Genomic DNA, 25,251 nt, shown 5'->3' with positions numbered 1-25,251 from the left:
TGTTTAAGTAAAAGTAACAAATTGAAAACTGGGCTGCATTTATTTCAGTACTAGAAATTTGAGTCCTTGAGATAGAAAATTAACATCTTGGAATTGATTTATTTAATAAGATAATAAAAATCAAACATTTATATTTGAGTTGTGAAATATAGCCCCGATTTTTGCTCTGATTGTAGTCATTTATCTCTCTGTGGTAATTTTAATAAAACCTGAAATTTAATTACAAACTTGTACTTTTTTTAAGCAGGAAACTTGGCTTAATTTAACCAATACAGGAATTTACCCCAAAAAAATTCCGAAAAAATGATTACAAAAATAGAAGATTATGCATAATGTTTTTATCTACAGTTGAAAAGGTTAAATTTATGGATCCGTCGCCGGGCCCAGGTCTATATTTCGAATTACACGCTAACCCTATCGGAGAGATGAACTAATGGAGTTTTTATTAGATCCGGGAATTTGGGTTGGTTTAATAACACTTATTATTTTAGAAATTGTTCTAGGTATTGATAACCTAGTCTTTATTGCCATTCTGGCAGAAAAATTACCTCCTGAGCAGCGTGATAAAGCCCGTGTGATTGGCTTGTCTTTGGCCTTGCTCATGCGTTTGGGGTTATTATTCGCAATCTCTTGGTTAGTCACCTTGACTCAACCGCTTATTTCGATATTTGATTTAACATTCTCAGGGCGGGATCTGATTCTCCTGTTCGGTGGTTTGTTCTTGGTCTATAAGGCCGTGACCGAATTGCACGAGAAGATGGAAGGCAAGCCGGAAGTTAAAGTGACCACCAATGTGGTTTATGCCAGCTTCACCGCAGTGGTTGCCCAGATCGTAATCCTGGATGCCGTATTCTCTTTAGACTCTGTTATTACCGCAATTGGTATGGTCGACAACATCTATGTGATGATGGCCGCCATGATTGTAGCAATGGCGGTCATGTTAATGGCGTCTAAACCGCTAACAGCCTTTGTTAACCGTCATCCAACCGTGGTAATCTTGTGTTTAAGCTTCCTGCTGTTGATTGGTATCAGCCTGATTGCAGAAGGTTTTGGTTTCCACATTCCGAAAGGTTATATCTATTCAGGTATTGGTGTAGCCATTGCCATTGAAGCCTTTAACCAGTTTGGGCAGCGTAATGCGGCAAAACATGAAGCGAAAATTCCGCTGCGTCACCGTACTGCAGATTCGATTCTGAAGTTAATGGGCGGCCGTATTGAAACTACGGACATGCATTCAAGTGAAGCACAAGAAACCTTTGCGCATGAAGAGCGTTATATGATTGGCGGCGTATTAACGCTGGCAGAACGTTCGGTTGCGTCGATTATGACGCCGCGTAACCAGATTTCCTGGGTGAACATTGAAGATACACCAGAACAGATTCGTGAGCAGGTATTGTCGGTACCGCACAGTTTATTCCCGGTGTGTCGTGGTAGCCTTGACAAAGTCATCAGTATTGTTCGTGCCAAAGAGCTACTGGATGTGCTGGATGATGAAGAAGCCTTTAAGGCGCTGGTGAAACGTCACCGTCCAATTTACATTTTTGAAAAAATGAAAGTCATTGATGCGATCAATACTTTGCGTACTTCAAAAGGTTCATTGGTATTGGTGAGTGACGAGTTTGGTAATGTGCAAGGTCTGATTTCGCCGCTGGATGTGTTTGAAGCGATTGCCGGTGAGTTCCCGGATGCCGATGAACAGCCAGATTTAATCCGTGTTAACGAGACCACCTGGAAAGCGACCGGTATGCTGGACGTTTATCAGCTTGAGCTGGAACTGGGTATGCTGGATCTGGTGGAAGAAGATGCAGGCTATATTAGTGTTGCCGGCTTAATCTTGGATAAAACCCAGGGTGATGTACAAGTCGGTACGCATCTGGACTATCAGGGTGTACACTTTGAAGTCACCGAACTGGAAGGTAACCGCATTAAAACCGTGATGATTACCTACGCTTAATTGCCAAAAGTTGGTAAATCAAAAAAGCCTCACTGATGTGGGGCTTTTTCATGTCTGGTATTTATCTAAAGTTCATTTTTCTCAAGAGCGTTACAGTTTTAGATACGCAGTTCAGCTGCAATCACCGGCCACAGGTTCTGGTGAGAGCGTTTAAACATCAGCATATGACCAATTGCCTTGTGGCCATACTGCTGCGGTTTTAGCTCAATCATTCGGGTAGCAGCATTAGGATAGAGGCGCAGTAAATCTTTGACGTTGGCTTCGGTGGCAATTTCATCATCGGAACTCCAGAGCACGCTCATCGGGCTGCGGATGTCAGCATGAAAATCTTCAAATACACTTTTACCAATAGCATTGATCACATAACCGGGTTTGCCACAAAACTCGGCCCATTGCCGGGCCACATTTTTCGGTAAATTTTCGCCCATACCAATGGCCTGGGTTGGGCCATATCCATGGGTAATGCGGGCGATCGGGAAAATGACCTGAAACATTAGTGGCGCCAGTAGTTTGGTGCGTCCTTTAAGGCCTTTGACATGGCCGGTCGAACCCGATACCGCTACAACTTTGGCCACCTTGGCATGGTTGGGGCAAATACCCAGCAGCTGGCCGCCAGCACTATGTCCCAATAAAATCACCTGTTCGGCCTGGCTCAGTTGCAATAGATGCTCGATACCGGCTGCAATGTCCAGTTGGCCCCAATCGACAATACTGGCTTGTGAGTGCTTTAATTTCCCTTGTAAAGAGCCGCCAATACCGCGAAAATCAAAACTGAGCACGTCATAACCTTGCTGGCTTAACCACTCGGCAAAAGGATGATAAAACCCTTGCGTGATGCCAGTCGCGGGACAAATTAGGACAGGGTAAGGCTGCTTTTTAGCCTGATGGGTGTAGAAGCGCCCACTCAGCTGATAGCCATCTGCGCAGGTAATATGGACGGGGTCAAACGAAGTCATAGGATGAACATTAAAAAAAGTGAATGACTCTAATGTAAAGGAGTTTGCTGTGAATGCAGTTGCAATCTCTGACTTCGGGGTCATGCAGTAAGGCAATTCAAATAAGGACAAAACGAAATGAATGCAATGGATCTTGATGTTGCGGTGAAAGGGGCGATTCTGGCCAGCGGTATATTTTTATGGGTGGGCATGCTGACCGGGGTATGGAAATACTGGCAGATTCGGCATTCACCACAGGCGCGTGCTCATTATTATGTCGATATTGCGCATCGTAGCAGTTTGCTCTATGCGCCGGCCAGTCTGATTCTGGCAGCCATGGCTTATTTTTCGGTATGGTCCACCGAACTGAATTTGCTACTGGTGGCAATTAACCTGTTTTTCTTTGCTTTTTCAATCTTGAGTTATGCACTGCATGGTTATTTAAAGGACACCACCAATCAGTTTAAAACTCCGCATCAGTTGGGCAAATGGCATCTGCCAAAAAGTTTAATGAGTCTGGCGATGTTGCTGCTGGTACTGGGTGAGGTACTGGCCACCTTGCTACTGGTGGTGGGTGCGGGATTATATTTATGGGCTTAAGGGTGTGTTGCCAAGCAGTATAAAAAGCTATTTTTCTGATTCTGAGCAGATGGATGAAGGCTCATCCATCTGGGTCGGTTAAAAATTAAGAGTTGTGCTGATCAATGGGAGCCGGCTGTCGATATTTTTCATCGACCACAGCCCAAATATAGAAGGCGATACAGACGATTAGTGCGTACATAAAATACGCCGGTTTCAGGTTGCCCTGAATCAATCCTTGAAAGACCAGCGTCAGCAGCAGCGCAAAGGTGGTGCTGAGGAAAGTCACTAAATTGTTATTTGCCTTCAGAGCGTTAATGAAGACTTGCTTATTGAAATGTAATGATAACATCTCCATCCCTCCTGTATTTTGATCAAAAACAGACTATTTTGATCGGATTAGTTTGTTTAGTTGTACTGCGAATTGCAGTGTATTTCAAGCGCCTATCGCAATATTTTGAAAGAACATAGTGTGTATAAATAAATGCTCGAATTCAGTTCATTTATTTACGGAATATTAGGGCATCACTGTAAAGAAGTGAGTAAAGATGTAGCATTATTTATGCCAGCTTAACAATAGGGCAGCTATTAGGCTTTGGTAGAAGGTATGCAAAAAGAGGGTAAAGAGCAGCATTGCGCTGAATTGAAGGGTTTCAGAGAATGAGGAGAAGCGAAAGTGGATGAGCTTACTTCAATTGACCTGGAAGTTGAGCAAGATTGAGCTAAACCAGACTGAAAGAAAGTGACACAATAAGAGTCAGTTTGGGTAAAACTTGACCATTATTGAGCAATTTAAAATCGGGTTTGGGTAAAACCAGACTTTAACGACTCGGGTTAAGGCTTAGTGTTTAACCTTGTCGATCACAATACAAATCAGCAGGACAATGGTAGATGGAATCAGCCAGGCCAGGTTTTGCGCGCTTAACGGTAAGTTCAGTAAAGCTTCTGGTAAAAAGCCATCTAACCCCGCCACTTTTAAGCCATCAATCACGCCAAAGAATAAGGCTACTGCGGTGACCGGACGAATTACACGCGCTGGAGAATGGAAGTTTTTCCAGAAAAAGCCCAGTAAGATCACTACAATCGCAGGCGGATAAATCGCACTCAATACCGGCACTGAGAGTGCAATCAGTTTGGTCAGACCGAGGTTGGAAATCACCAGCGAGAAACCGACTAATACAAATACCCAAGTACGATACCTAATGCGGGTAATTTGCGAGAAGTATTCTGCACAGGCACAGGTCAGGCCAATCGCGGTTACCATACAGGCAATGAAAATCATGGCACTTAAGAATAGTGAACCTAAGTCACCAAAAGCATGTTGCACATAGGCATGCAGGATCACTGCGCCATTGGCTGCATTCGGTGCTACTTCATGACTGCCCAAGCCCAGTTTGAACAGGCTTAAATACACCAGGGTTAAACCGATACCAGAGATCAGTCCGGCAATCATGGCGTATTTGGTCATCAGCTTTTTATCGCTGACCCCACGCGAACGCATGGCATTAATAATCACAATACCAAATACCAAGGCACCCAGGGTATCCATGGTTAAATAACCATTGACGAAACCTTCAGAGACTGGACTGTTGATATAGTTATTAATGGCTGGCGGAATATGACCCGCGGGAATGAACGTTGCTGCAACACCCAGAATAATTAACGATAAAATTTTCAGGGGCGACAGGAAATAACCCACCGTATCCAGAATCTTGTTGGGATACAGCGCAACAATAGTCACCACAATAAAGTAGATCAGACTGTAAATCAGCAAGCTGCTCGGAGCTGCACCAAAATAAGAGGAGAAACCAATTTCATAAGAAACGGTTGCGGTACGGGGAATGGCAAATAAAGGGCCTACCGCTAAATAACACACCACGGTCAAAATCAGACTGGCTGCTTTGCCCAGTGGCGAACTTAAAAGCTGGATCGAACCTTCTACACGAGACAGGGCAATAATGGTCAACACCGGCAAGCCCACGGCTGTAATTAAAAAGCCGAAAGCTGCTAACCAAACGTGTTCACCTGCCTGCTGTGCAACAATAGGCGGAAAGATAATATTGCCGGCACCGATAAATAGTGCAAAGGTCATTAAACCTAAGGCAATAATATCCCGTGTACGTAAACTCGTCATAAGGGAGATAGATCGGTTAAACAAAAGAAAGCGATTCTAGAACATGGCAACTGCTTTGGCTAATTTATTTTATAAATCTTATGAATTATTTTTATATCTTGGCTTGGGAAATTGATCGGGTTGTCAAAAATTTGTGAAACTATATTGTTGATTTAATTTTTAAAAGATGAAAACTGTTAAATATCAAAAGATAAATTTGAAAAAACAGTCAATAAATATAAAGGTTTTTAATTGTTGAATATTTAAGCAGTAGTGGGTTTGTGGCAGATGGAACCGCTTGTGATCAAACAAAAGTCACTGAAAAGGACTATACTAAGCAAATGTTTCATAGGGGATTTTAAGCATGAGAGCGTCTGCCGTATCGATTAAAACCGAGCAGGATTTAGAAAAATTACGTGTTTCAGGTCGTTTGGCTGCTCAGGTTTTGGCGATGATCGGGGAGCATATCAAGCCGGGTGTAACCACTGAATATCTAGATGACCTGTGCCACGACTATATTGTCAATACCTTGCAGGTGATTCCGGCCAATGTTGGCTATTGCGGCTATACCAAAACCACCTGTATTTCACCGAATGAAGTGGTTTGTCACGGTATTCCATCTGCGTCGGTTGTGCTTAAAGATGGCGATATTATCAATATTGATGTGGCGGTAATTAAAGACGGCTACTACGGCGATACCAGTCGCATGTATTACGTCGGCACGATCAAGCCGGAAGCGAAAAGACTGGTCGAAACCACCTATGCGGCAATGGTCGCAGGGATTCATGCGGTGAAACCGGGTGCGACTTTAGGCGATGTTGGTCATGCAATTCAAACTGTCGCGCAGCAGGCCGGCTATAAAGTGGTGCGTGAATATTGCGGGCATGGTATTGGTAAAATTTATCATGAACAGCCAAGTGTACTGCACTATGGCCAGCCGGGTCAGGGGCTACAACTCAAGCCAGGTATGGTGTTCACGATTGAACCGATGGTTAATGCCGGCGGCTCCAGAGTCAAAGAGCTCAATGATGGCTGGACCGTCGTGACCACCGATAAATCACTTTCTGCACAGTGGGAACATATGATTGCCGTGACTGAAACCGGCTTTGAAGTGCTGTCGCCGTGGCCGGAAGGTACTGGAGAATACCCGGAAATCTAGCTATAAAACGGCTTATTTATACTTTAAAAGTATTAAGTGATATAAATTAGCTATTTGTTAATGCTGTCTTTTGTACATATTATGTATTTATAGATTCTTGCTGTAGTTTCTGGTTTTTATAGCTTATCCATCCCTGGATAAGCTTTTTTTTTGCCTGAAATTTGAGTTGGCTTTAACGCTGTGACAGTTTTTCCACCAGAAAATCAATAAACACCCGTACTGCCGGTAACAGGCCGCGACGGGATGGATACACGGCATGAAAAACCCCGTGCGGCGCACGCCAGTTTGGTAACACGCGTACCAGTTCGCCTGACTGAATATAGGGTTCCACAATATTGTCCGGGAGCAGGGCAATCCCACAGTCCTGACGGGCCAGTTGTGCCTGTAGCATCAGATCCGAACCCATTACGGTCGGGTTGACTTTAATTTTCTTCTGCCGCTGATGTTCATCATAGACCACAATATGCTGATCGACATGATCATCAGCCATACTGAGAATATGGTGCTTGGCCAGATCTTCCGGCTGTTTCAGGTCGCCGTGCTGGTTTAAATAGGCCTGACTGGCAAAGAGATGCTGTTCAATGGTTTCAAAGGTACGAATCACCAGATTTGGGTCATCATCCAGATTGCTGCGCACACGTAAGGCCAGATCAATCCCTTCATTAATCAGATCAACCCGGCGGTTACTGACCAGAAGCTGGACTTTAATTTCCGGATAGGTCTTTAAAAATTCCGGCAGAATTCTGGACATTTCATTCTGGGCAATGGAGACCGGCAGGCTAACTTTAATCAGGCCGCGCGGCTGAATACTCAGATGATCAACCAGATCATGCGCTGCCTGTGCTGCATTGGCCATCACCTGTGCATGTCGATACACGTTCATGCCAATATCGGTTACGGCAAAATGGCGGGAATTGCGCTGAATCAGGCGCACGCCCAAACGTTCTTCCAGATTGTGCACACGGCGGCTCAGTTTGGATTTGGGGATATCGGTTGCACGTTCTGCGGCGCTAAAACCGCCATGCTCAACCACCTGGGCAAAGCAGTAAAAATCATCGAGGTCCGAAAGCATGTGTAGTTATTCCATTTATGCAACGATAAGCAGATTAAATTATGATTGTTCTGGGCTGTCAATTTGATTTGTGAGGTTTTTGCAGCGTCTCTTTTCGCCGTTGTCATGTCTGGTGAGCTTAAGTTATGGCTACAAATCCTTTACACTAAGGATAAAGTCCATGAGATGATCAATACATGTCTTATCAACTGATTCAACAGCCCGATGCCGATGCCAACGTGATTTGTCCTTGCTGCCAGCAGGCGATTATTGACTGGTCACAAGAGCAGTATATTCAGCCCTGTGAGCATACGCTGTTTGTGGCGCTGGATTTGGGTTTTGAATATATTGCCGATGTATTTGAAGCAACCATGGCGCGTAGTGTCGATGAAATTCACGCACATGATGATCAGCTCAATATGTTTCAGGAACTGACCACAGCCAGCTTTCCGCATTATCTGATCATTCGCACTGATTTGGGTGTGCAGGATTTATCGCGTTATATCGGCATTGCTGTGCCGGAATCCAATTAAAAAAATAAGCTCCATAAGGAGCTTATTTTTTATCATAAAGATCAGGCTGGTTTAGCCTTCAATTTCTTCCTCGACATCATCATCAGCACTGTCCATGCCCAGTTCTTTCAGCTTGCGGGTCAGGGTATTACGTCCCCAGCCCAGCAGTTCAGCGGCATGGCGTTTGCGGCCACGGGTCTGTTGCAGCGCGGCATTAATCAGGGTGCGTTCAAACATCGGTGTGGCGATGTCCAGAATTTTCATTTCGCCGTTTTTCAGTTTCTGTACGGCCCATTGACCCAGCAGCTCATCCCAGTGATGGATCGAGACGCGGTCTAAATGCAGATTGGACGGTACATCGCCTGATTTTTCAATTGGAATCTGTTTCAGTTCCGAAGGTAAATCTTCCGGATAGACTTCACGGCCGGTAATCATGACGGTTAACCAGCGGCAGGTGTTTTCCAGCTGGCGCACGTTGCCTTGCCAAGGCAGTTGCTGCATATACTCCTGGGTTTCCGGACGCAAGATTTTCGGACTCACGCCTAGCTCTTTACCGGCACGCGCCAGGAAGTGCTGCGCCAGCATTGGAATATCTTCACTACGATGCGCCAGTTTTGGAATATGAATCCGGATCACGTTCAGACGGTGATACAAGTCTTCACGGAAACGGCCTTCATGTACCAGCTTTTCCAGGTCTTGGTGCGTTGCTGCAACAATACGCACATCTACCTTCACCGGAATATGGCCACCAACACGGTAGAATTCACCATCGGCTAAAACACGTAATAAACGGGTCTGGGTTTCAAATGGCATATCGCCAATTTCATCCAGGAACAAGGTGCCGCCATTGGCCTGTTCAAAACGGCCCTGACGCTGGGTGTTGGCGCCGGTAAAGGCACCTTTTTCATGACCAAATAATTCGGTTTCAATCAGGTCTTTCGGAATGGCGGCCATGTTGAGCGCAATAAACGGTTTGCTGCTACGCGGTGAATGGCGATGCAGGGCATGTGCCACCAGTTCTTTACCGGTACCCGATTCACCATTAATCAGTACGGTAATATGCGATTGTGATAAACGGCCAATGGCACGGAATACTTCCTGCATTGCCGGTGATTCACCAATAATTTCGGTCGACTGAATGGGCTGTGCGGTTTTGGCTGATTCCTGTTGCTGTAATTTGGTGATATGCAAAATGGCACGATTCACCAGCGCCAGCGCTTCATCAATATCAAACGGTTTTGGCAAATATTCAAAGGCACCAGTTTGATAGCTCGACACTGCAGATTCCAGATCCGAATGTGCAGTCATGATAATCACCGGTAAATCTGGATAGCTGGCTTTGACTTTACCGAGGAAGGTCAGGCCATCAATACCCGGCATACGGATATCGGTCAGAATTACATCCGGTGCATCGACACCCAGTTGCTCCAGGGCAGATTGGGCTTCTTCAAAACTGGTAACGTCAAAGCCTTCTTCCTTGAAGGTTTTTTCCAGTACCCAGCGCATGGCACGATCATCATCAATTACCCAAATTTTATTTCGCGACATGGTTAGACTCCCAAGGTATATATAAGCTAAATATTGTTTTTCCTGGAACAGATTGGCACTCAATCATTCCGTTGTGTTGATGCATAATATTCTGTGCGATGCTCAGGCCCAGTCCGGTGCCTTTGGCGCGCGCCGTAACCAGCGGATAGAACACCGATTCAATAATTTCTTCCGGCACACCGGGGCCGTTGTCTTCAATATCGACCCGTACCACCGAGCGATGAATCACGCCATTAATGGTGACCAGGCGCTGAATACGGGTTCTTAAAATCAGTTCGGGTTGATGTTCTACAAAGAACTCCTTGTTTTCCATCATGGCCTGTACCGCATTGACGCTAATATTCAGCATGACCTGAATCAGCTGGTCACGATCCGCCATCACTTCCGGCAACGACAGGTCATAATCCCGGATGATTTTGACTTTTTTCTTGGTCTGGTTGGCAATCAGCGAGCGCACGCGTTCCAGTGGTTCATGGATATTGACCAGTTCGTAACTCGGTAACTGACGTGAACCCAGCATGGTGTCAGCCAGATTTCTGAGCCGATCGACTTCATTAATAATAATGTCGGTAAACTCGGCATATTGAGAGTCATTCAGACTGCGTGCTAGTAGCTGGGTTGCACCGCGAATCCCGGCCAGTGGATTTTTAATTTCATGCGCCACGCCGCGCACCAGTTGCCGCGCGACCTGATGCTGCTGAATCAGGTTTTCTTCTTTGGAAATTTTCAGCATCCGGTCAATCGGATTCAGTTCAATCAGCAATAAAGGATGATAGCTTTTGCCCGCATTCAGCTGCGAAGCGGTGTAATCGACATGAATGTCTTTAAAGTTGACATTAATGGTAGCTTCACGGCGGGTATAAGGCTGTCCGGTGCTTAAAGTATTCTGTAGTGCTTCGTAGGTATTAAATTCATCGGTCGGGAGATGCAGTAAATTCATTACCGGCTGTCCGGCAGCACGTAATAAACTGATATCAAACAGCGCCTCACAAGATGAATTGAGGTAAAAAATATTCAGGTTGCTGTCAACCAGTAAAATGGCAGTGGTCAAATTGTCCACTAAAAGGCGATAGTCGATAGCCGGGCTTTGATCCATTAGCGGTGGCATCCTGTATTAAAATAGCGCAATGGTATCTTCATAAAGCAATAGGTTTCTGAATTAAGAACGTTAATGATGCAAATTAAGCAAAATGCACGCCAACTTTGTTCAAATTCCTGTAAATCAAGCCAATTTATGAGAAAAATGCGCTGAAATGGACGGGTTGATTCAGGTATAGCGGATAACGCCAGTGCTGTAAACCAAAAGTGAGTCAAAATGGTGCAATATTGTGTATAAGCCGGCTTTAGTGGTTGTATTTTGGTGCATTATGCAAAGAGTGGGCTATTTCTCTATTTTTATGGCCAGAAAAGTCATACAATACGCGCATTCTAGTGGAGCGCAGATTCATGAAGTCCCCCAAAGTCGGTTTTGTTTCTTTAGGTTGTCCTAAGGCATTGGTAGATTCTGAACGAATTTTAACTCAGTTAAAGACTGAAGGTTATGATGTCGCATCGGATTATGACGGTGCTGATTTAGTCGTGGTTAACACCTGTGGTTTTATTGAATCTGCAGTACAAGAGTCTTTAGACGCCATTGGCGAAGCCATGAATGCCAATGGTCGCGTCATTGTGACTGGCTGTTTAGGTAAAGACGAAGACAAGATTCGTCAAATGCATCCGAATGTCTTAAAAGTGACTGGTGCAGCAGCCTATGAAGAAGTTATGGATGCCGTGCATCAGTATGTGCCGGAGCCACCAAAGCACAATCCGTTTATTGATCTGGTGCCAGAACAGGGGATCCGTTTAACCCCGAAACATTATGCTTACCTGAAAATATCAGAAGGCTGTAACCACCGTTGTACTTTTTGTATCATCCCGAGCATGCGTGGTGATTTAGTTTCCCGTCCGGTCGGTTCTGTTCTGGAGGAAGCCGCAGCGCTGAAACGTGCTGGTGTAAAAGAAGTTCTGGTCATTTCTCAAGATACTTCAGCTTATGGTGTGGATACCAAATACAAGCTAGATTTCTGGAACGGCCAGCCAGTTAAAACCAAATTCTATGACATGTGTGAAGCCCTGGGCCAGTTGGGTATCTGGGTCCGTTTGCATTATGTCTATCCTTATCCGCACGTCGATGCTGTGATTGACCTGATGGCGCAAGGCAAAATCTTGCCGTACCTGGATATTCCATTCCAGCATGCCAGTCCGAAAATCCTGAAACTGATGAAACGTCCGGCGCACAGTGAAAATACACTAGAGCGCTTAAATGTATGGCGTGAAAAATGTCCGGATCTGGTGATTCGTTCCACCTTCGTGGTTGGCTTCCCGGGCGAAACCGAAGAAGACTTCCAGATGTTGCTGGACTGGTTGAAAGAAGCGCAGCTGGATCGTGTCGGTTGCTTCACCTATTCACCAGTAGAAGGTGCAACTGCGAATGATTTGCCAGATCATGTGCCGGAAGAAATCAAGCAGGAACGTTATGAACGTTTCATGCAGGTGCAGCAGGAAATTTCAGCCGCAAAACTGCAAAAACGTATTGGTCAGACCATGACTGTGCTGGTGGATGATCTGGAAGAAGAATTCCCGGTTGCCGTTGCGCGTTCTTATGCAGATGCACCTGAAATTGATGGTAACGTGTTTGTTGAAGATATCGACAAGTCAAAAATTAAAGCAGGCGATTTGCTTGAAGTCGAAATTACCGATGCAGATGAATACGATTTATTTGCCAAGCTGATTGCGATCAAATCTGCTTAAGTACTGATATACAGAAAAAATTTAAATTAAATACTTTGGAGTTTGATGATGTTGGATTCTAAAAAACCACGTTATGAACGTATTTTGCTGAAGCTTTCAGGCGAGGCACTGGCGGGTAACAAGGATATGGGGATTGATGCCCAAATCCTTGATCAGATGTCTTTGGCAATTGCGCACCTAGTCGGTCTGGGTGTGCAAGTGGGTATCGTGGTTGGTGGCGGTAACCTGTACCGTGGCAGCCAGTTACAAAAAGACGGTCTGGTCGGTCGTGTGACTGGTGACCAGATGGGTATGCTGGCGACTGTGATGAACGGTCTGGCCATGCGTGATGCTTTAGTACGCCGTAACATTAAAACACGTCTGCTTTCAGCACTACCAATTGGTACCGTTGTAGAATCTTATTCAAGCCGTGATGCAATTCGCCACCTAACTCAAGGTGAAGTGTGCGTATTCGTTGCCGGTACAGGTAACCCGTTCTTTACCACAGATACAGCTGCCTGCTTGCGTGGTATTGAAATTGAAGCCAATCTGATTCTGAAAGCCACCAAGGTAGATGGCGTTTATAATAAAGATCCAAGCAAATACGAAGATGCGGTGAAATATGACACCCTGACGTTCGATCAGGTGTTAGATGAAAAGCTCGGCGTGATGGATTTAACCGCAATCTGCTTATGCCGTGACCACAATGTACCGTTACAGGTATTCGATATGAATAAAGCCGGCGCTTTACTTTCAGTGGTTATGGGTGAAAAAGAAGGAACTCACGTTACGAACTAATGTACGTGGGCCTGAAAGCTCTTTATACTACACGCTATTTTAGTAATTACATCTTTAAGAATTAAGTAAGGAAGATCATATGATTAACGATCTTAAAAAAGACAGCGAACAGCGTATGCAAAAGACTCTGGAGTCTTTGGAGCAAGGTTTTGCCAAAGTTCGTACCGGCCGTGCCCATCCATCAATCTTAAACGGTGTGATGGTTCCTTACTATGGCTCAGATGTGCCGTTAAACCAGGTGGCGAACGTGGGTGTTGAAGATTCACGTACTCTAATCGTACAGCCATTTGAACGTACCATGGTGTCTGCAATTGACAAGGCGATTCGTGAGTCTGACCTCGGTCTGAACCCGATTACCGCTGATTCGATTCGTGTGCCGCTACCAGCTTTAACCGAAGAAACCCGTAAAGACATGCAGAAAGTTGCGCGTTCTGAAGCGGAAAATGCCAAAGTGGCGATTCGTAACATCCGTCGTGACGTCTTGGGCGATATCAAAGCATTGTTGAAAGAAAAAGAAATTTCTGAAGATGATGAACGTCGTGCAGGTGATGATATCCAGAAAATCACCGACAAATATGTTGCTGAAGTCGACAAGCGTTTGGCTGCTAAAGAAGCTGAGTTGATGAAGGTCTAATTGTCGATGACCACATCTGAAGACTGTCAGACGCTTCCAAAACATGTTGCCATCATCATGGATGGCAACAACCGTTTTGCCAAGAAAAATCAATTGCAAAAAGGCGACGGTCACCGTGAAGGTAAAAATATTCTAGATCCGATTGTTGACTATTGTCGCAGCAAACACATTCAGGCACTCACCGTTTTTGCATTTTCAAGTGAAAACTGGAATCGTCCGCAATATGAAGTTGATTTACTCATGCAATTGCTGGAAGACACGATTCATGAGCAAATGCCGCGCATGGAAAAATACCAGATTGCCTTGCGTTTTATTGGTGATCGCAGCCGTTTATCCCCACATCTACGTGACTTGATGTTGCATGCTGAACAAAGGACTGCTAAGTTCAGTAGCATGACTTTAACCATTGCCATCAGTTATGGTGGCATGTGGGATATGGCAGAAGCAGCCAAACAGATTGCGGCTGATGTGCTGGCCAATAAAGTCGCGCTGGAACAGATTGATAGCACGCTGTTCGGTCAATATGTGTGCCTGGGCGATTTACCGCCTGTGGACCTGTTGATTCGTACGGGTGGTGATTATCGGCTGTCCAATTTCTTGCTTTGGCAGGCCGCGTATGCCGAACTGTACTTTACTCCGACCTTGTGGCCAGAGTTTAGTGTGGAAGAGCTGGATGATGCGTTTCATGTGTTTGCAGGACGCGAACGTCGCTTTGGAAAAACTTCAGAGCAAATCCAACAAGAGAAACTTGAGAATTAATACATGTTAGAGCGGATAATTACCGCATTGGTATTGGTCGCTGTGGTGCTGAGCTGTATGTTTGCAACTCAGTCCCATTATCCAATGTTTGTGCTGATGATTTTTGCAGCAGGGGTTGCGGGCTATGAGTGGTTCAAACTCATGCCAAGAACAACAAAATATGTCATCAAGCCCATGGCTTGGGGTTATGGTCTGGTGACCGCCGCTCTTTCCGCGCTTGCTTTATATTTTAGTGATATTGCGTTATTGCTGTGGTCAGCCTCGATTTTAACCTGGCTGCTCAGCCTGTATTGGGTCAAATCCTATCCTGAATATGATGGCTGGTACAATCCAAGCCTGAACTTTATTGGCTTTGTGCTGATTTCTGCCGCCGTGACTGCCATTTATGCGGTCTGGACCCATTCACCGTGGTGGCTGATGTATCTGTTCCTGCTGGTTTGGGGTGCAGATTCTGGCGCTTATTTTGTCGGACGCAAGTTTGGTAAAAAGAAACTGGCACCACATGTCAGTCCAAACAAATCGGTGGAAGGTTTATATGGTGGCGTGTTTACCGCCATCCTGATTGTGCTGTTCGTGGAAATTGTCTATCTGGACTTAAGCCTGACCCAACATATTTTATTCCTGATTCTGTCCATGATAACCGTATTTAGTTCGGTACTGGGCGATCTGTTTGAATCCATGATCAAACGCCGTGCCGGAATTAAAGACTCTGGTCGTATTCTGCCAGGACATGGTGGAGTGCTGGACCGCATTGACTCCTTGCTCGCAGCGGCTCCAATCTTTGCTGCAAGCATGTATGTACTGAAACTTATTGGCGTAGATTTATAGATGTTACAAGCTGTTTGTATATTGGGTGTTACAGGTTCAATTGGTCAAAGCACCTTAAAAATACTGCAACAACATCCTGAAAAATATTCGGTATATGCCGTAACGGCTCACAGTCGTATTGCTGAGCTGGTTGAAATATGCAAACAGTTTCATCCCAAAGTGGCCGTGGTACCTGCTGCACAGGTCGATTCCTTAAGACAGCTGTTACAGCAGGCCAATCTTGCCGATATTGAAATCCTCTGTGATGAAGCTGGTTTAATAGCTGTGGCCTCACATCCTGAAGTGGATGTGGTGATGGCGGCAATTGTTGGTGCCGCAGGTTTAATGCCAACGTTGGCCGCAGTGCAGGCCGGTAAGCGCGTGCTACTGGCCAATAAAGAAGCCCTGGTGATGTCCGGTGACCTGATGATGCAGGCAGCGCGTGATCATGGCGCTTTATTATTGCCGGTCGATTCCGAACACAATGCAATTTTCCAGTGCCTGCCGCAAAACTATTTTGAGGTCGAGCGTAATGGTCAACCAAAACTGGGTGTGCAGCAGATTCTGCTGACCGCATCGGGTGGGCCATTTTTAAATCATAGTCTGGAACAGTTACACAGTGTGACCCCGGCGCAAGCCTGTAAACATCCCAATTGGTCTATGGGTCAAAAAATTTCCGTCGATTCCGCCACCCTGATGAACAAGGGTCTGGAGCTGATTGAAGCCTGCCATTTGTTCGCAGTAAAAGAACAATTTGTTACAGTGGTGGTGCATCCACAGAGTATTATTCACTCCATGGTTCAATATGTCGATGGAACAACTTTGGCGCAAATGGGTAATCCGGATATGTGTACGCCAATTGCGCATGCGTTGGCCTGGCCGGAACGTCTGCAGACGCATGTTCCGCCGCTGGATTTATTTATCCATTCACAGCTGAATTTTCAGGCACCGGACACCACGCGTTTCCCGGCCTTAAAGCTGGCACGTCAGGCCATGCAGGCAGGTGGTATTGCACCGACCTTGCTAAATGCGGCCAATGAAATTGCAGTGGCATCTTTCTTGCAAAACCAGCTTGGGTTTACCCAGATTCCAGAAATTGTTGAACAGACCCTGAATCATCTGGCCAATCGCGCCGCAGATTCAATTGAAACCATTCTTCAGGCAGACCAGAATGCCCGTGCTTTTGCACAGCAGTGTGTGATTCAGACAGGAAGCTAAGACATGAGTGCCTTATTTATTATTGTTGCGGCCATTCTTTTGTTGGGGCCGTTAATTGCAATTCATGAATTTGGGCACTACTTTGTTGCACGCAAACTGGGGGTCAAAGTCCTGGTTTATTCTATTGGTTTTGGCCCGACAGTGCTGAAATGGACCTCGAAGAAATCCGGTATTCAATATCAGCTCTCGGCTTTGCCTTTGGGTGGCTATGTCAAAATGCTGGATGAACGTGAGGGCAATGTGGCAGAAGAAGATCTGCCTTTTGCTTTTAACCGTCAGCATCCGTGGAAACGGATCGCGATTGTCGCGGCAGGTCCTTTAATTAATCTAGTTTTTGCGATTGTACTGTTCTGGATTCTGTTTTTACCGTCTCAGGAACAGCTGAATACCCGTGTTGGGAAAGTCTTGCCACAAACGCCTGCGGCTGAAGTGAATATGCAGCCGGGTGACCGGATTACCGCAGTCGATGGTACCCAGGTTAGCACCTGGGAAAAACTGAATTTTGCGCTGGTGGATCGTGCCGGTGAAACAGGTACCATTCATATTCAGGCCAACCGCGATGGTCAGCCACAAAACTTTCAATTACCGATTCAAGATTTCTTGAAAGATCAATCTCAGTCACCACTTGAGGTGCTGGGCTTTACGCCATATCGTCCGAATATTCCAGCAGTGGTCAGCAAACTGAGTGAAGATGGCGCTGCCATTCGTCAAGGGATGAAAGAAGGTGACCAGATTTTAGCGATTGACGGTGTTGTCATGAAAGACTGGTACGATGTGGTACAAGTGGTACAGGCATCGCCAGAGAAACTGTTAAAGATTGACGTATTGCGTCAAGATCAGCGGGTACAGCTGGAAATTATGCCGCAGGCCAAACGCGACAATATGGGCAACACCACCGGTATGTTAGGTGTACAAAGTGACCCTGGAAAAATAACAATTCCTGAAGAATATAAACAAACCATTCAATATAGTCCTACAGAAGCCTTAATGATGGCGGTCGATAAAACCGGTCAAATCTCTTCGATGATTTTGAACTCCATCGTCAAAATGGTGCGTGGTCTGATTGGTTTAGATAACCTGTCTGGTCCGATTACCATTGCCAAGGTGGCAGGACAAAGCGCTGAAATGGGCTGGCAAACTTTTATTTCGTTTATGGCCCTAATGAGTGTAAGCTTGGGTATTCTAAATTTACTGCCAATTCCAATGCTGGATGGTGGACATTTGGTTTATTATTTTATAGAACTAATTCGTGGTAAACCTGTTTCTGAACAAATACAATTAGTTGGTTTAAAAATTGGTATGGTATTGCTCGGTAGCATGATGCTTCTGGCATTATTTAATGATTTTATGCGTTTATAACAACGTGGATAGGCAATAAATTTAACATTGGAAAAGACTGGCATGCAGCACACACATTTATTTATGCCTCTGGCACTGGTTAGTGCTATGGCAGCAGTACAACAAGTATATGCAGCAGATGAATTTATCGTAAGAGATATACAAATTGACGGACTTGTTCGTTTAACGCCAGCCAATGTTTATGGAATGATTCCTGTAAATAGTGGTGATCGTGTCAACGATGCCACCATTGCAAATGCAATTCGCAGCCTGTATGCCACAGGTTTATTCGATGATATTAAAGCTGCCCAGCAAGGTGATACCTTGGTGTTTCAGGTGGTAGAACGTCCGATCATTTCGAAAGTCGAATTTAAAGGCAATAAATTAATTCCAAAAGAAGCCCTTGAAGAAGGCTTAAAGAAAATGGGCGTGGCTGAAGGTGAAGTGCTGAAAAAGTCTGCTTTGCAAACACTAGAATCGGAACTTGAACAGCAATACATGCAGCAAGGCCGTTATGATGCCGATGTCAAAGTCATTACCACAGCACGTCCGAATAACCGCGTCGACCTGACCATCGAGTTTATTGAAGGTAAAGCGGCCAAAGTTTTTGATATTAATATCATTGGCAATACCGTCTTTAAAGACAGCGAAATTAAACAGGCCTTTGCAGTCAAAGAAAGTGGCTGGGCTTCTGTGATTTCACGTAATGACCGTTATGCGCGTGAGAAAATGGCAGCAAGCTTGGAAGCTTTACGTGCGCTGTATTTAAACCGTGGTTATATCAACTTTAATATCAATAATTCGAGCCTGAACTTAAGTGAAGACAAACAGCACATCTTCATTGAAGTGTCGATTGATGAAGGTGAGCAGTTCAAATTTGGTCAAACCAAATTCCTGGGTGATGCTTTATATGCACCAGAAGAATTAAAAGCGCTGCAAATCTATAAAGATGGTGAAACCTATTCGCAAGAAAAGGTTAATGCCGTTAAACAGTTACTGCTTCGCAAGTATGGTAATGCGGGTTATTACTATGCAGAAGTGAATGTGGTGCCACAAATTAATGAAGAAACCAAACAGGTTGATCTGAACTATTACATTAATCCGGGTCAGCAAGTCACCGTACGCCGGATTAACTTCAGCGGTAATACCAAAACTGCCGATGAAGTGCTACGTCGTGAAATGCGCCAGATGGAAGGTGCATTGGCCAGTAATGAAAAAATTGACCTGTCTAAAGTCCGTTTAGAACGTACTGGTTTCTTTAAAACCGTGGATATTAAACCGGTGCGTGTTCCGAATGTACCGGATCAGGTTGATCTTAACGTTGCAGTGGAAGAACAGCATTCTGGTACCAGTACCTTGGCGGTGGGTTTCTCGCAAAGTGGCGGTGTAACTTTCCAGGCCGGTTTAAGCCAGACCAACTTCCTGGGTACCGGTAATGCCGTGTCGATTGACTTGTCGCGTTCTGAAACACAGGACTACTATAACCTAAGCGTAACCGATCCGTACTTTACCATTGATGGTGTGCGTCGCGGTTATAATATGTACTACCGTAAAACCAAACTGGATGATGACTATAACGTTAACAACTATGTGACCGACAGTTTTGGTGGCGGAATTAACTTTGGTTATCCAATTGATGAAAACCAGAGCATTAGTGCTGGTTTAAATATTGATAATACTGAAGTGACAACTGGTCCTTATGTATCGACTTATGTGGCAGATTATTTAGAAAGCCATGGTGGTCGAGAAACACAAAGAGGCGATCATTGTCCAGCAAATATCAATGCAGATGGGGAGTGTGTAGATGAAAAAGGAACTCTAGTTGAAACCATCCCATATGGTCGAGAGTTTAAGGGTGACTTCCTGACTTATAACCTAAATTTAGGTTGGTCATATAATACCCTTAACCGTCCGATTTTCCCAACAACGGGGATGTCGCATCGGGTGAATGCAGAAATTGCCTTACCAGGCAGTGATGTGGAATATCAAAAAGTTACCTATGATGCGCAGGCCTATTATCCGCTGGGTAAAGATTTTGTGCTGCGTGGTTATGGTAAGGTGGGTTATGGTAATGACTTACCATTCTATAAGAACTTCTATGCCGGTGGTTATGGTTCGGTACGTGGTTATGACAACAGTACCTTAGGACCAAAATATCCAGGTGTTTATTTCTCTGATATTGGAAAGACTGATCCATCTCCAGAAGAAGTGGGTGGTAATGCTTTAGTACAGTTTGGTACTGAACTGGCTTTGCCGGTACCATTTAAAGGGGACTGGGCACGTCAGGTTCGTCCGGTGATTTTTGCTGAAGGTGCACAAGTATTCGATACTCAATGTAATGTTTCTAATAACGATATTTTCGTAAATGGGGATTCAGTAAGTAGTAAACAGTACTGTGAAGATAACTTTGGCTTTGACTTTGGCAATATGCGTTATAGCGTCGGTGTAGGCTTTACCTGGATTACCATGATTGGCCCATTGTCCTTAAGTTATGCATATCCGCTGAATGAAAAACCAGGCGATGAAACCAAGAATATCCAGTTTGAAATTGGCCGTACGTTCTAAGTACGGTCTGTTCATGGATGCTTGAAATAGGGATAGATCAAGATGAAGAAGATACAACTGGCGGTTTTAGGTTTCACACTGTCCTGTGCCGCAGCGGCACAGGCGGCAGGTTATGGTGTGGTCAGCTTAGAGCGTGTGGTTGAAAGCAGCAGCTATTTAAAACAGCAAAATAGTGCATTGCAACAATCGCTTAAACCTCAAACCACTAAACTTGAACAGCTGGGTAAAGAGCTGGAAAATTTGCAGCAACGTGCCCAGCAGTCAGCGAACTTATCTGAAGCCGATAAGCAAAAATTATCGGCGCAGTATCAGGCCAAGTTAAAAGAATTTAATACTTTACAGCAAAGTTTGCAGACCAAAGTGCAGGCTGATCTGCAAAAAATGAATGACAGTTTTGAGCAGCGCATCAAGCAGGCAGCAGAACAATTGCGTAAAGAAAATAATTTAGATGTGGTTTTGAACAAAAACTCAGCACTTGCCTATGACCCTAAGTATGATTTAACTGATAAAATGATTCAAAAGGTTAATGCAATCAAGTAATCAATGAGTTATCAACATTATCGCTTAGAAGAACTTGCTCGTCTGGTCCAGGGCGAGCTGGTCGGTCAGGCCGATTTAGGTCTCCAGGGTTTAGCGAGCCTGGAGCTTGCTAAACCGCAGCACATTGCTTTTGTCAATGCTGACAAGTATGTGGAGCAGGCAAAAGTATCTAAAGCGGGTGCTTTAATTGTCACGCCCGAGTTACAGCAGCAGCTTGATACGCATCAGAACTTTATTGTGGTGGCAAATCCCTATTTGGCGTTTGCAATTTTAACCCATGTCTTTGAGCGTAAGCACACTCAAACCGGTATTGAAAGTACCGCACAAATTCATCCCTCAGCGATCATTTCCGAAAGTGCTTATATTGGCCATTATGTGGTGGTGGGTGAAAATTGTGTGGTGGGTGATAAAACCATTATCCAATCGCATAGCAAAATTGATGATTTTGTTGAAATTGGTAAAGAATGTTTTATTGATTCGCATGTCACCATCACTGGTGAAGCCAAAATTGCTGACCGGGTCCGCATTCATGCCAATACCGTGATCGGGAGTGAAGGCTTTGGTTTTGCTCCGTATCAGGGCAAATGGCACCGCATTGCACAGTTAGGTTCAGTACAGATTGGTAATGATGTACGAATTGGTTCGAATTGTAGTATTGACCGTGGTGCGCTGGATGACACCATTTTGGAACATGGTGTCATAATTGATAACCTTGTGCAAATCGCGCATAACGTGAAAGTGGGGGCCAATACTGCTATCGCTGCAAAATGCGGTATTGCCGGCAGTACCATCATTGGCAAAAACTGTATTCTGGCAGGTGCGTGTGGGGTCTCTGGTCATCTTTCTATTGCTGACAACGTGACTTTAACCGGAATGTCAATGGTCACAAAGAGTATTTCTGAACCAGGAACCTATTCTTCGGGCACCGGTGCATTACCAAATGCGCAATGGAAACGCGCGGTGATTCGCTTTAGACAATTAGCAGATGTGCCATTGACCCAATTGCAGAAAAGACTCGATCATATGCAGACTCAAATTGAGTCCCTTGAATCAACTTTAAAATTGCGTAAATAATTATGATGACTGAGTCGAATACCCCAACATTTACGAAACCTGAATTGCCAATGCATATTCAAACCATCCGTGAATATTTGCCACATCGTTATCCATTCTTATTGGTAGATCGAATCGTTGATGTAACTGACAATGGGATTGTGGGTTATAAGAACGTTTCGATTAATGAAGAGTTTTTACAAGGACATTTCCCTGAATATCCAATTATGCCAGGGGTGTTGATTGTAGAAGCGCTGGCACAGGTTTCAGGCGTGCTTGGCTTTATTATGAATAATCAGAAACCGACTGCGGGTGCATTATTCCTATTTGCCGGTGCCGAAAAAGTTAGATTTAAAAAACAAGTGGTTGCAGGCGACCAACTTGTATTAAAATCTGAATTAGTAATGCAGAAACGTGGTATTTACAAATATAATTGTATCGCCACGGTCGATGGCATTGTTGCAGCAACCGCGGAAATTATGATTTCGCATCAGAAAACAGAGCAAGCATGAGCAATAACCCCCTCATTCACCCCACCGCTATAATTGACTCCTCTGCAGTCATTGCGCCTGATGTGCAAATTGGACCTTATAGTATTATTGGTCCGAATGTCAGCATTGGTGCGGGTACAAAGCTGCATTCACACGTGGTGGTGGGTGGCTATACCCGTATTGGTGAGCATAATGAGATTTTCCAGTTCGCAAGTGTTGGCGAAGTCTGTCAGGACCTGAAATATCAGGGTGAAGAAACTTGGCTGGAAATTGGTGACTATAACCTGATTCGTGAACATTCCAGCTTACATCGCGGGACGGTTCAGGACAAAGGCATCACTAAAATTGGTAGCCACAACCTGTTGATGGTCAATACGCATATTGCTCACGACTGTATCGTGGGTGATCACAATATTTTTGCCAATAATGTTGGTGTCGCAGGGCACGTGCATGTCGGTGATTATGTGGTGGTGGGTGGAAACTCGGGTATTCATCAGTTCTGTAAAATTGACTCTTACAGCATGATTGGCGGCGCATCTTTAATTCTGAAAGATGTACCGGCCTATGTGATGGTTTCGGGTAATCCTGCGCATGCTTTTGCTATGAATATTGAAGGTATGCGTCGTAAAGGCTGGTCGAAAAATGTGATTCAAGGATTACGGGACGCCTTTAAACTGATTTACAAATCAGGATTAACCACTGAAGAAGCCATTCAGAAAATCCGTGCAGAGATTCTGCCAGAAGTGCCGGAAGCACAGCGTTTAATTGATTCACTAGAACAGTCTAAACGCGGGATTGTACGCTAACACGCTGTTTGAAGCTGATTCAAAAAACTGCTCCAATTGGGGCAGTTTTTTTATATCCAGATTTTGAGGTTTCTTGAACATCAGATACAAATTTCTACTCGTGCTTGGCCCGGATTTTGCTCATATTCAAGCTATACAATAAAAATTATTGCGGGAGAGCGGCACTTGATGCTCGCCGAAGGAGCAACGACCCCGGAAACTCTCAGGCAAAAGGACCGTAATAATTCAAAAATCTGGAGAGAAGCACGCGCAGTGCTCACCGAAGGGGATGGTTGGGCTGAACATCAGTTCAATCGAAGCTCTCAGGTACCCTGACAGATGGGGCATCACGTCTGGAACAGCTGTTCCAAGGAGCATTTTATGCCGCATGTTGTTGTCATTGGTGCAGGAATTACCGGGGTCACTTCAGCCTATGAGCTGATGCGTTTGGGCTATCAAGTCACGGTGATTGACCGGCATTTATACCCGGCGATGGAAACATCGTATGCCAATGGTGGCCAGTTATCAGCCAGTAATGCAGAAGTCTGGAATCAGAAAGCCACTGTACTGAAAGGCCTAAAATGGATGTCGCAAAAGTCGGCGCCGCTCTTATTAAATCCTGCATTTGATCTGCATAAGTATGGCTGGCTGATCGAGTTCTTAAGCAATATTCGCCATTATGAACACAATACCCAGGAAACAGTGCGCCTGGCACTTCTGGCACGCAAACGTTTATTTGAAATTGCAGAACAGGAACAGATTGATTTCAATTTGGAAAAACGTGGAATTTTGCATTTTTATCATAATAAAGCGGATTTTGACTTTGCAATTCGGGTCAATGATTTGCTCTGTCAGGGCGGGCTGGAGCGTTATCAGGTCAGTCTGGATGAAATCCGCCAGATTGAACCAAGTTTAACCGGACAGTATTATGCGGGTTTTTATTGCCCGGGAGATGCCACCGGCGATATTCATAAATTCACGGTGGGGCTGGCTCAAGTCACCATGCAGCAGGGTGTACGTTATATTTTTGGCCGGGATGTTCAGGATATTGAGCTAAACGCCCAGCAGGTACAGCTGAGTTATCGGCCAGCCATTGAAGATCCTCTGGCAGATCAGCCGATGGTAGAAACCTTACATGCCGATGCCGTGCTGATTTGCGGTGGTGTGAGTAGTTATCAATTGGCGCGACAGGTAGGTGATCGGGTCAATGTTTATCCGGTCAAAGGCTATTCCATTACCGTCAATTTACAGGATGAACAGAGCCAAAAGCAGGCACCTTGGGTCAGTCTGCTAGATGAAAGTGCCAAAATTGTGACCTCACGTTTAGGCACAGATCGGCTGCGGATTGCCGGAACGGCCGAATTTAATGGTTATAATCGCGATATTCGCCATGACCGGATTCAGCCACTGGTGCGCTGGGTGCAGCGGAATTTTGATATTTCAACCGAAAGCGTGGTGCCGTGGGCAGGTTTACGTCCGATGATGCCAAATATGATGCCGGTGATTCGGCAGGGCCAGCATCCACGGGTATTTTATAATACTGGCCATGGGCATCTGGGCTGGACCTTATCTGCGGCGACAGCATTGATGATTAGTCAGGAAATTGCGCAGCATTATCCGGTGACCGGGTAATGAGAACATTC

At 45.0% G+C, this 25,251-nt stretch carries 23 protein-coding genes and 1 riboswitch; of the genes, 17 read left to right on the top strand and 6 right to left on the bottom strand.

What is annotated here, in order from left to right:
• The first annotated feature begins 433 nt into the window (after nt 1-433).
• Complete coding sequence (locus FTU86_RS02765) at nt 434-1,954, top strand: transporter associated domain-containing protein (protein WP_104488977.1); 1,521 nt, start codon at nt 434-436, stop codon at nt 1,952-1,954.
• 98 nt (nt 1,955-2,052) lie between these two features.
• Here FTU86_RS02765 and FTU86_RS02760 read toward each other — a convergent pair whose 3' ends face one another.
• The gene (locus FTU86_RS02760; protein WP_035363003.1) at nt 2,053-2,910 is read right to left on the bottom strand and encodes an alpha/beta fold hydrolase; all 858 of its coding nucleotides are present in this window, start codon (nt 2,908-2,910) and stop codon (nt 2,053-2,055) included.
• A gap of 117 nt (nt 2,911-3,027) precedes the next feature.
• Here FTU86_RS02760 and FTU86_RS02755 point away from each other — a divergent pair, with 117 nt between their 5' ends.
• Nucleotides 3,028-3,489 carry a hypothetical protein gene (locus FTU86_RS02755; RefSeq protein WP_005177567.1) on the top strand — a complete coding sequence of 154 codons (462 nt, stop codon included), beginning with the start codon at nt 3,028-3,030 and terminating at the stop codon, nt 3,487-3,489.
• A gap of 85 nt (nt 3,490-3,574) precedes the next feature.
• Here the strand turns inward: FTU86_RS02755 and FTU86_RS02750 are convergent, their stop codons facing one another.
• Complete coding sequence (locus FTU86_RS02750) at nt 3,575-3,820, bottom strand: hypothetical protein (protein ID WP_005177570.1); 246 nt, start codon at nt 3,818-3,820, stop codon at nt 3,575-3,577.
• A gap of 489 nt (nt 3,821-4,309) precedes the next feature.
• Nucleotides 4,310-5,602: a branched-chain amino acid transport system II carrier protein gene (brnQ, locus tag FTU86_RS02745; RefSeq protein ID WP_160243258.1), complete on the bottom strand. Its 1,293-nt coding sequence runs from the start codon at nt 5,600-5,602 to the stop codon at nt 4,310-4,312.
• A gap of 343 nt (nt 5,603-5,945) precedes the next feature.
• On the opposite strand from brnQ, the gene map reads away from it, so the two are divergent.
• Nucleotides 5,946-6,740 carry a type I methionyl aminopeptidase gene (gene map / locus FTU86_RS02740; RefSeq protein WP_104488974.1) on the top strand — a complete coding sequence of 265 codons (795 nt, stop codon included), beginning with the start codon at nt 5,946-5,948 and terminating at the stop codon, nt 6,738-6,740.
• A 172-nt stretch (nt 6,741-6,912) separates the two neighbouring features.
• Here map and FTU86_RS02735 read toward each other — a convergent pair whose 3' ends face one another.
• On the bottom strand, nt 6,913-7,812 hold the full coding sequence (locus FTU86_RS02735; RefSeq protein WP_016658206.1) for a LysR family transcriptional regulator: 900 nt from the start codon (nt 7,810-7,812) through the stop codon (nt 6,913-6,915).
• Nucleotides 7,813-7,988: 176 nt separating this feature from the next.
• On the opposite strand from FTU86_RS02735, the gene FTU86_RS02730 reads away from it, so the two are divergent.
• Nucleotides 7,989-8,324 carry a hypothetical protein gene (locus FTU86_RS02730; RefSeq protein ID WP_005177579.1) on the top strand — a complete coding sequence of 112 codons (336 nt, stop codon included), beginning with the start codon at nt 7,989-7,991 and terminating at the stop codon, nt 8,322-8,324.
• A 51-nt stretch (nt 8,325-8,375) separates the two neighbouring features.
• Here the strand turns inward: FTU86_RS02730 and glnG are convergent, their stop codons facing one another.
• Complete coding sequence (gene glnG / locus FTU86_RS02725) at nt 8,376-9,851, bottom strand: nitrogen regulation protein NR(I) (RefSeq protein ID WP_005177581.1); 1,476 nt, start codon at nt 9,849-9,851, stop codon at nt 8,376-8,378.
• Complete coding sequence (glnL, locus tag FTU86_RS02720; RefSeq protein ID WP_005177582.1) at nt 9,838-10,947, bottom strand: nitrogen regulation protein NR(II); 1,110 nt, start codon at nt 10,945-10,947, stop codon at nt 9,838-9,840. The genes glnG and glnL overlap by 14 nt, the downstream gene beginning before the upstream one ends.
• Before the next feature lie 350 nt (nt 10,948-11,297).
• Between glnL and rimO the strand changes: the two genes are divergently transcribed.
• The 13 genes from rimO to FTU86_RS02655 all read left to right on the top strand — a co-directional run bounded on the left by rimO (nt 11,298) and on the right by FTU86_RS02655 (nt 25,240).
• A complete protein-coding gene (gene rimO, locus FTU86_RS02715; RefSeq protein WP_005177586.1) occupies nt 11,298-12,641 on the top strand; it encodes a 30S ribosomal protein S12 methylthiotransferase RimO in 1,344 nt (447 codons plus the stop codon).
• A 48-nt stretch (nt 12,642-12,689) separates the two neighbouring features.
• A complete protein-coding gene (gene pyrH, locus FTU86_RS02710) occupies nt 12,690-13,418 on the top strand; it encodes a UMP kinase (protein WP_005177594.1) in 729 nt (242 codons plus the stop codon).
• A gap of 79 nt (nt 13,419-13,497) precedes the next feature.
• Nucleotides 13,498-14,052: a ribosome recycling factor gene (gene frr, locus FTU86_RS02705; protein WP_005177597.1), complete on the top strand. Its 555-nt coding sequence runs from the start codon at nt 13,498-13,500 to the stop codon at nt 14,050-14,052.
• 6 nt (nt 14,053-14,058) lie between these two features.
• Entirely contained in the window at nt 14,059-14,811 is a 753-nt protein-coding gene (gene uppS / locus FTU86_RS02700) for a polyprenyl diphosphate synthase (RefSeq protein ID WP_005177599.1), read from the top strand.
• Nucleotides 14,812-14,814: 3 nt separating this feature from the next.
• Nucleotides 14,815-15,639: a phosphatidate cytidylyltransferase gene (locus tag FTU86_RS02695; protein WP_045795728.1), complete on the top strand. Its 825-nt coding sequence runs from the start codon at nt 14,815-14,817 to the stop codon at nt 15,637-15,639.
• Nucleotides 15,640-16,836: a 1-deoxy-D-xylulose-5-phosphate reductoisomerase gene (gene ispC / locus FTU86_RS02690; protein WP_005177604.1), complete on the top strand. Its 1,197-nt coding sequence runs from the start codon at nt 15,640-15,642 to the stop codon at nt 16,834-16,836.
• 3 nt (nt 16,837-16,839) lie between these two features.
• Complete coding sequence (gene rseP / locus FTU86_RS02685; protein WP_104498766.1) at nt 16,840-18,195, top strand: RIP metalloprotease RseP; 1,356 nt, start codon at nt 16,840-16,842, stop codon at nt 18,193-18,195.
• 42 nt (nt 18,196-18,237) lie between these two features.
• Entirely contained in the window at nt 18,238-20,739 is a 2,502-nt protein-coding gene (bamA, locus tag FTU86_RS02680) for an outer membrane protein assembly factor BamA (RefSeq protein WP_180036314.1), read from the top strand.
• Nucleotides 20,740-20,781: 42 nt separating this feature from the next.
• Nucleotides 20,782-21,279 (top strand): OmpH family outer membrane protein, encoded by a 498-nt coding sequence (locus tag FTU86_RS02675; RefSeq protein ID WP_016658199.1) that lies wholly within the window; start codon nt 20,782-20,784, stop codon nt 21,277-21,279.
• 3 nt (nt 21,280-21,282) lie between these two features.
• Entirely contained in the window at nt 21,283-22,353 is a 1,071-nt protein-coding gene (gene lpxD, locus FTU86_RS02670; RefSeq protein WP_075174889.1) for a UDP-3-O-(3-hydroxymyristoyl)glucosamine N-acyltransferase, read from the top strand.
• A 5-nt stretch (nt 22,354-22,358) separates the two neighbouring features.
• Complete coding sequence (gene fabZ, locus FTU86_RS02665) at nt 22,359-22,844, top strand: 3-hydroxyacyl-ACP dehydratase FabZ (RefSeq protein ID WP_087662207.1); 486 nt, start codon at nt 22,359-22,361, stop codon at nt 22,842-22,844.
• Nucleotides 22,841-23,629 (top strand): acyl-ACP--UDP-N-acetylglucosamine O-acyltransferase, encoded by a 789-nt coding sequence (gene lpxA / locus FTU86_RS02660; protein ID WP_016658197.1) that lies wholly within the window; start codon nt 22,841-22,843, stop codon nt 23,627-23,629. The genes fabZ and lpxA overlap by 4 nt, the downstream gene beginning before the upstream one ends.
• Before the next feature lie 141 nt (nt 23,630-23,770).
• Nucleotides 23,771-23,857, top strand: a riboswitch (glycine riboswitch).
• 132 nt (nt 23,858-23,989) lie between these two features.
• Nucleotides 23,990-25,240, top strand: coding sequence for a D-amino acid dehydrogenase (locus FTU86_RS02655; RefSeq protein ID WP_168405388.1), 1,251 nt, complete (start codon nt 23,990-23,992; stop codon nt 25,238-25,240).
• Nucleotides 25,241-25,251 lie beyond the last annotated feature (11 nt).

Origin of the sequence: Acinetobacter sp. YH12155 (genome assembly GCF_013418255.1) — a bacterium.
GTDB classification, from domain to species: Bacteria; Pseudomonadota; Gammaproteobacteria; order Pseudomonadales; family Moraxellaceae; genus Acinetobacter; species Acinetobacter indicus.
The sequence above is the reverse complement of the archived record's forward strand: the minus strand, read 5'-3'. Positions and strand labels throughout refer to the sequence as shown.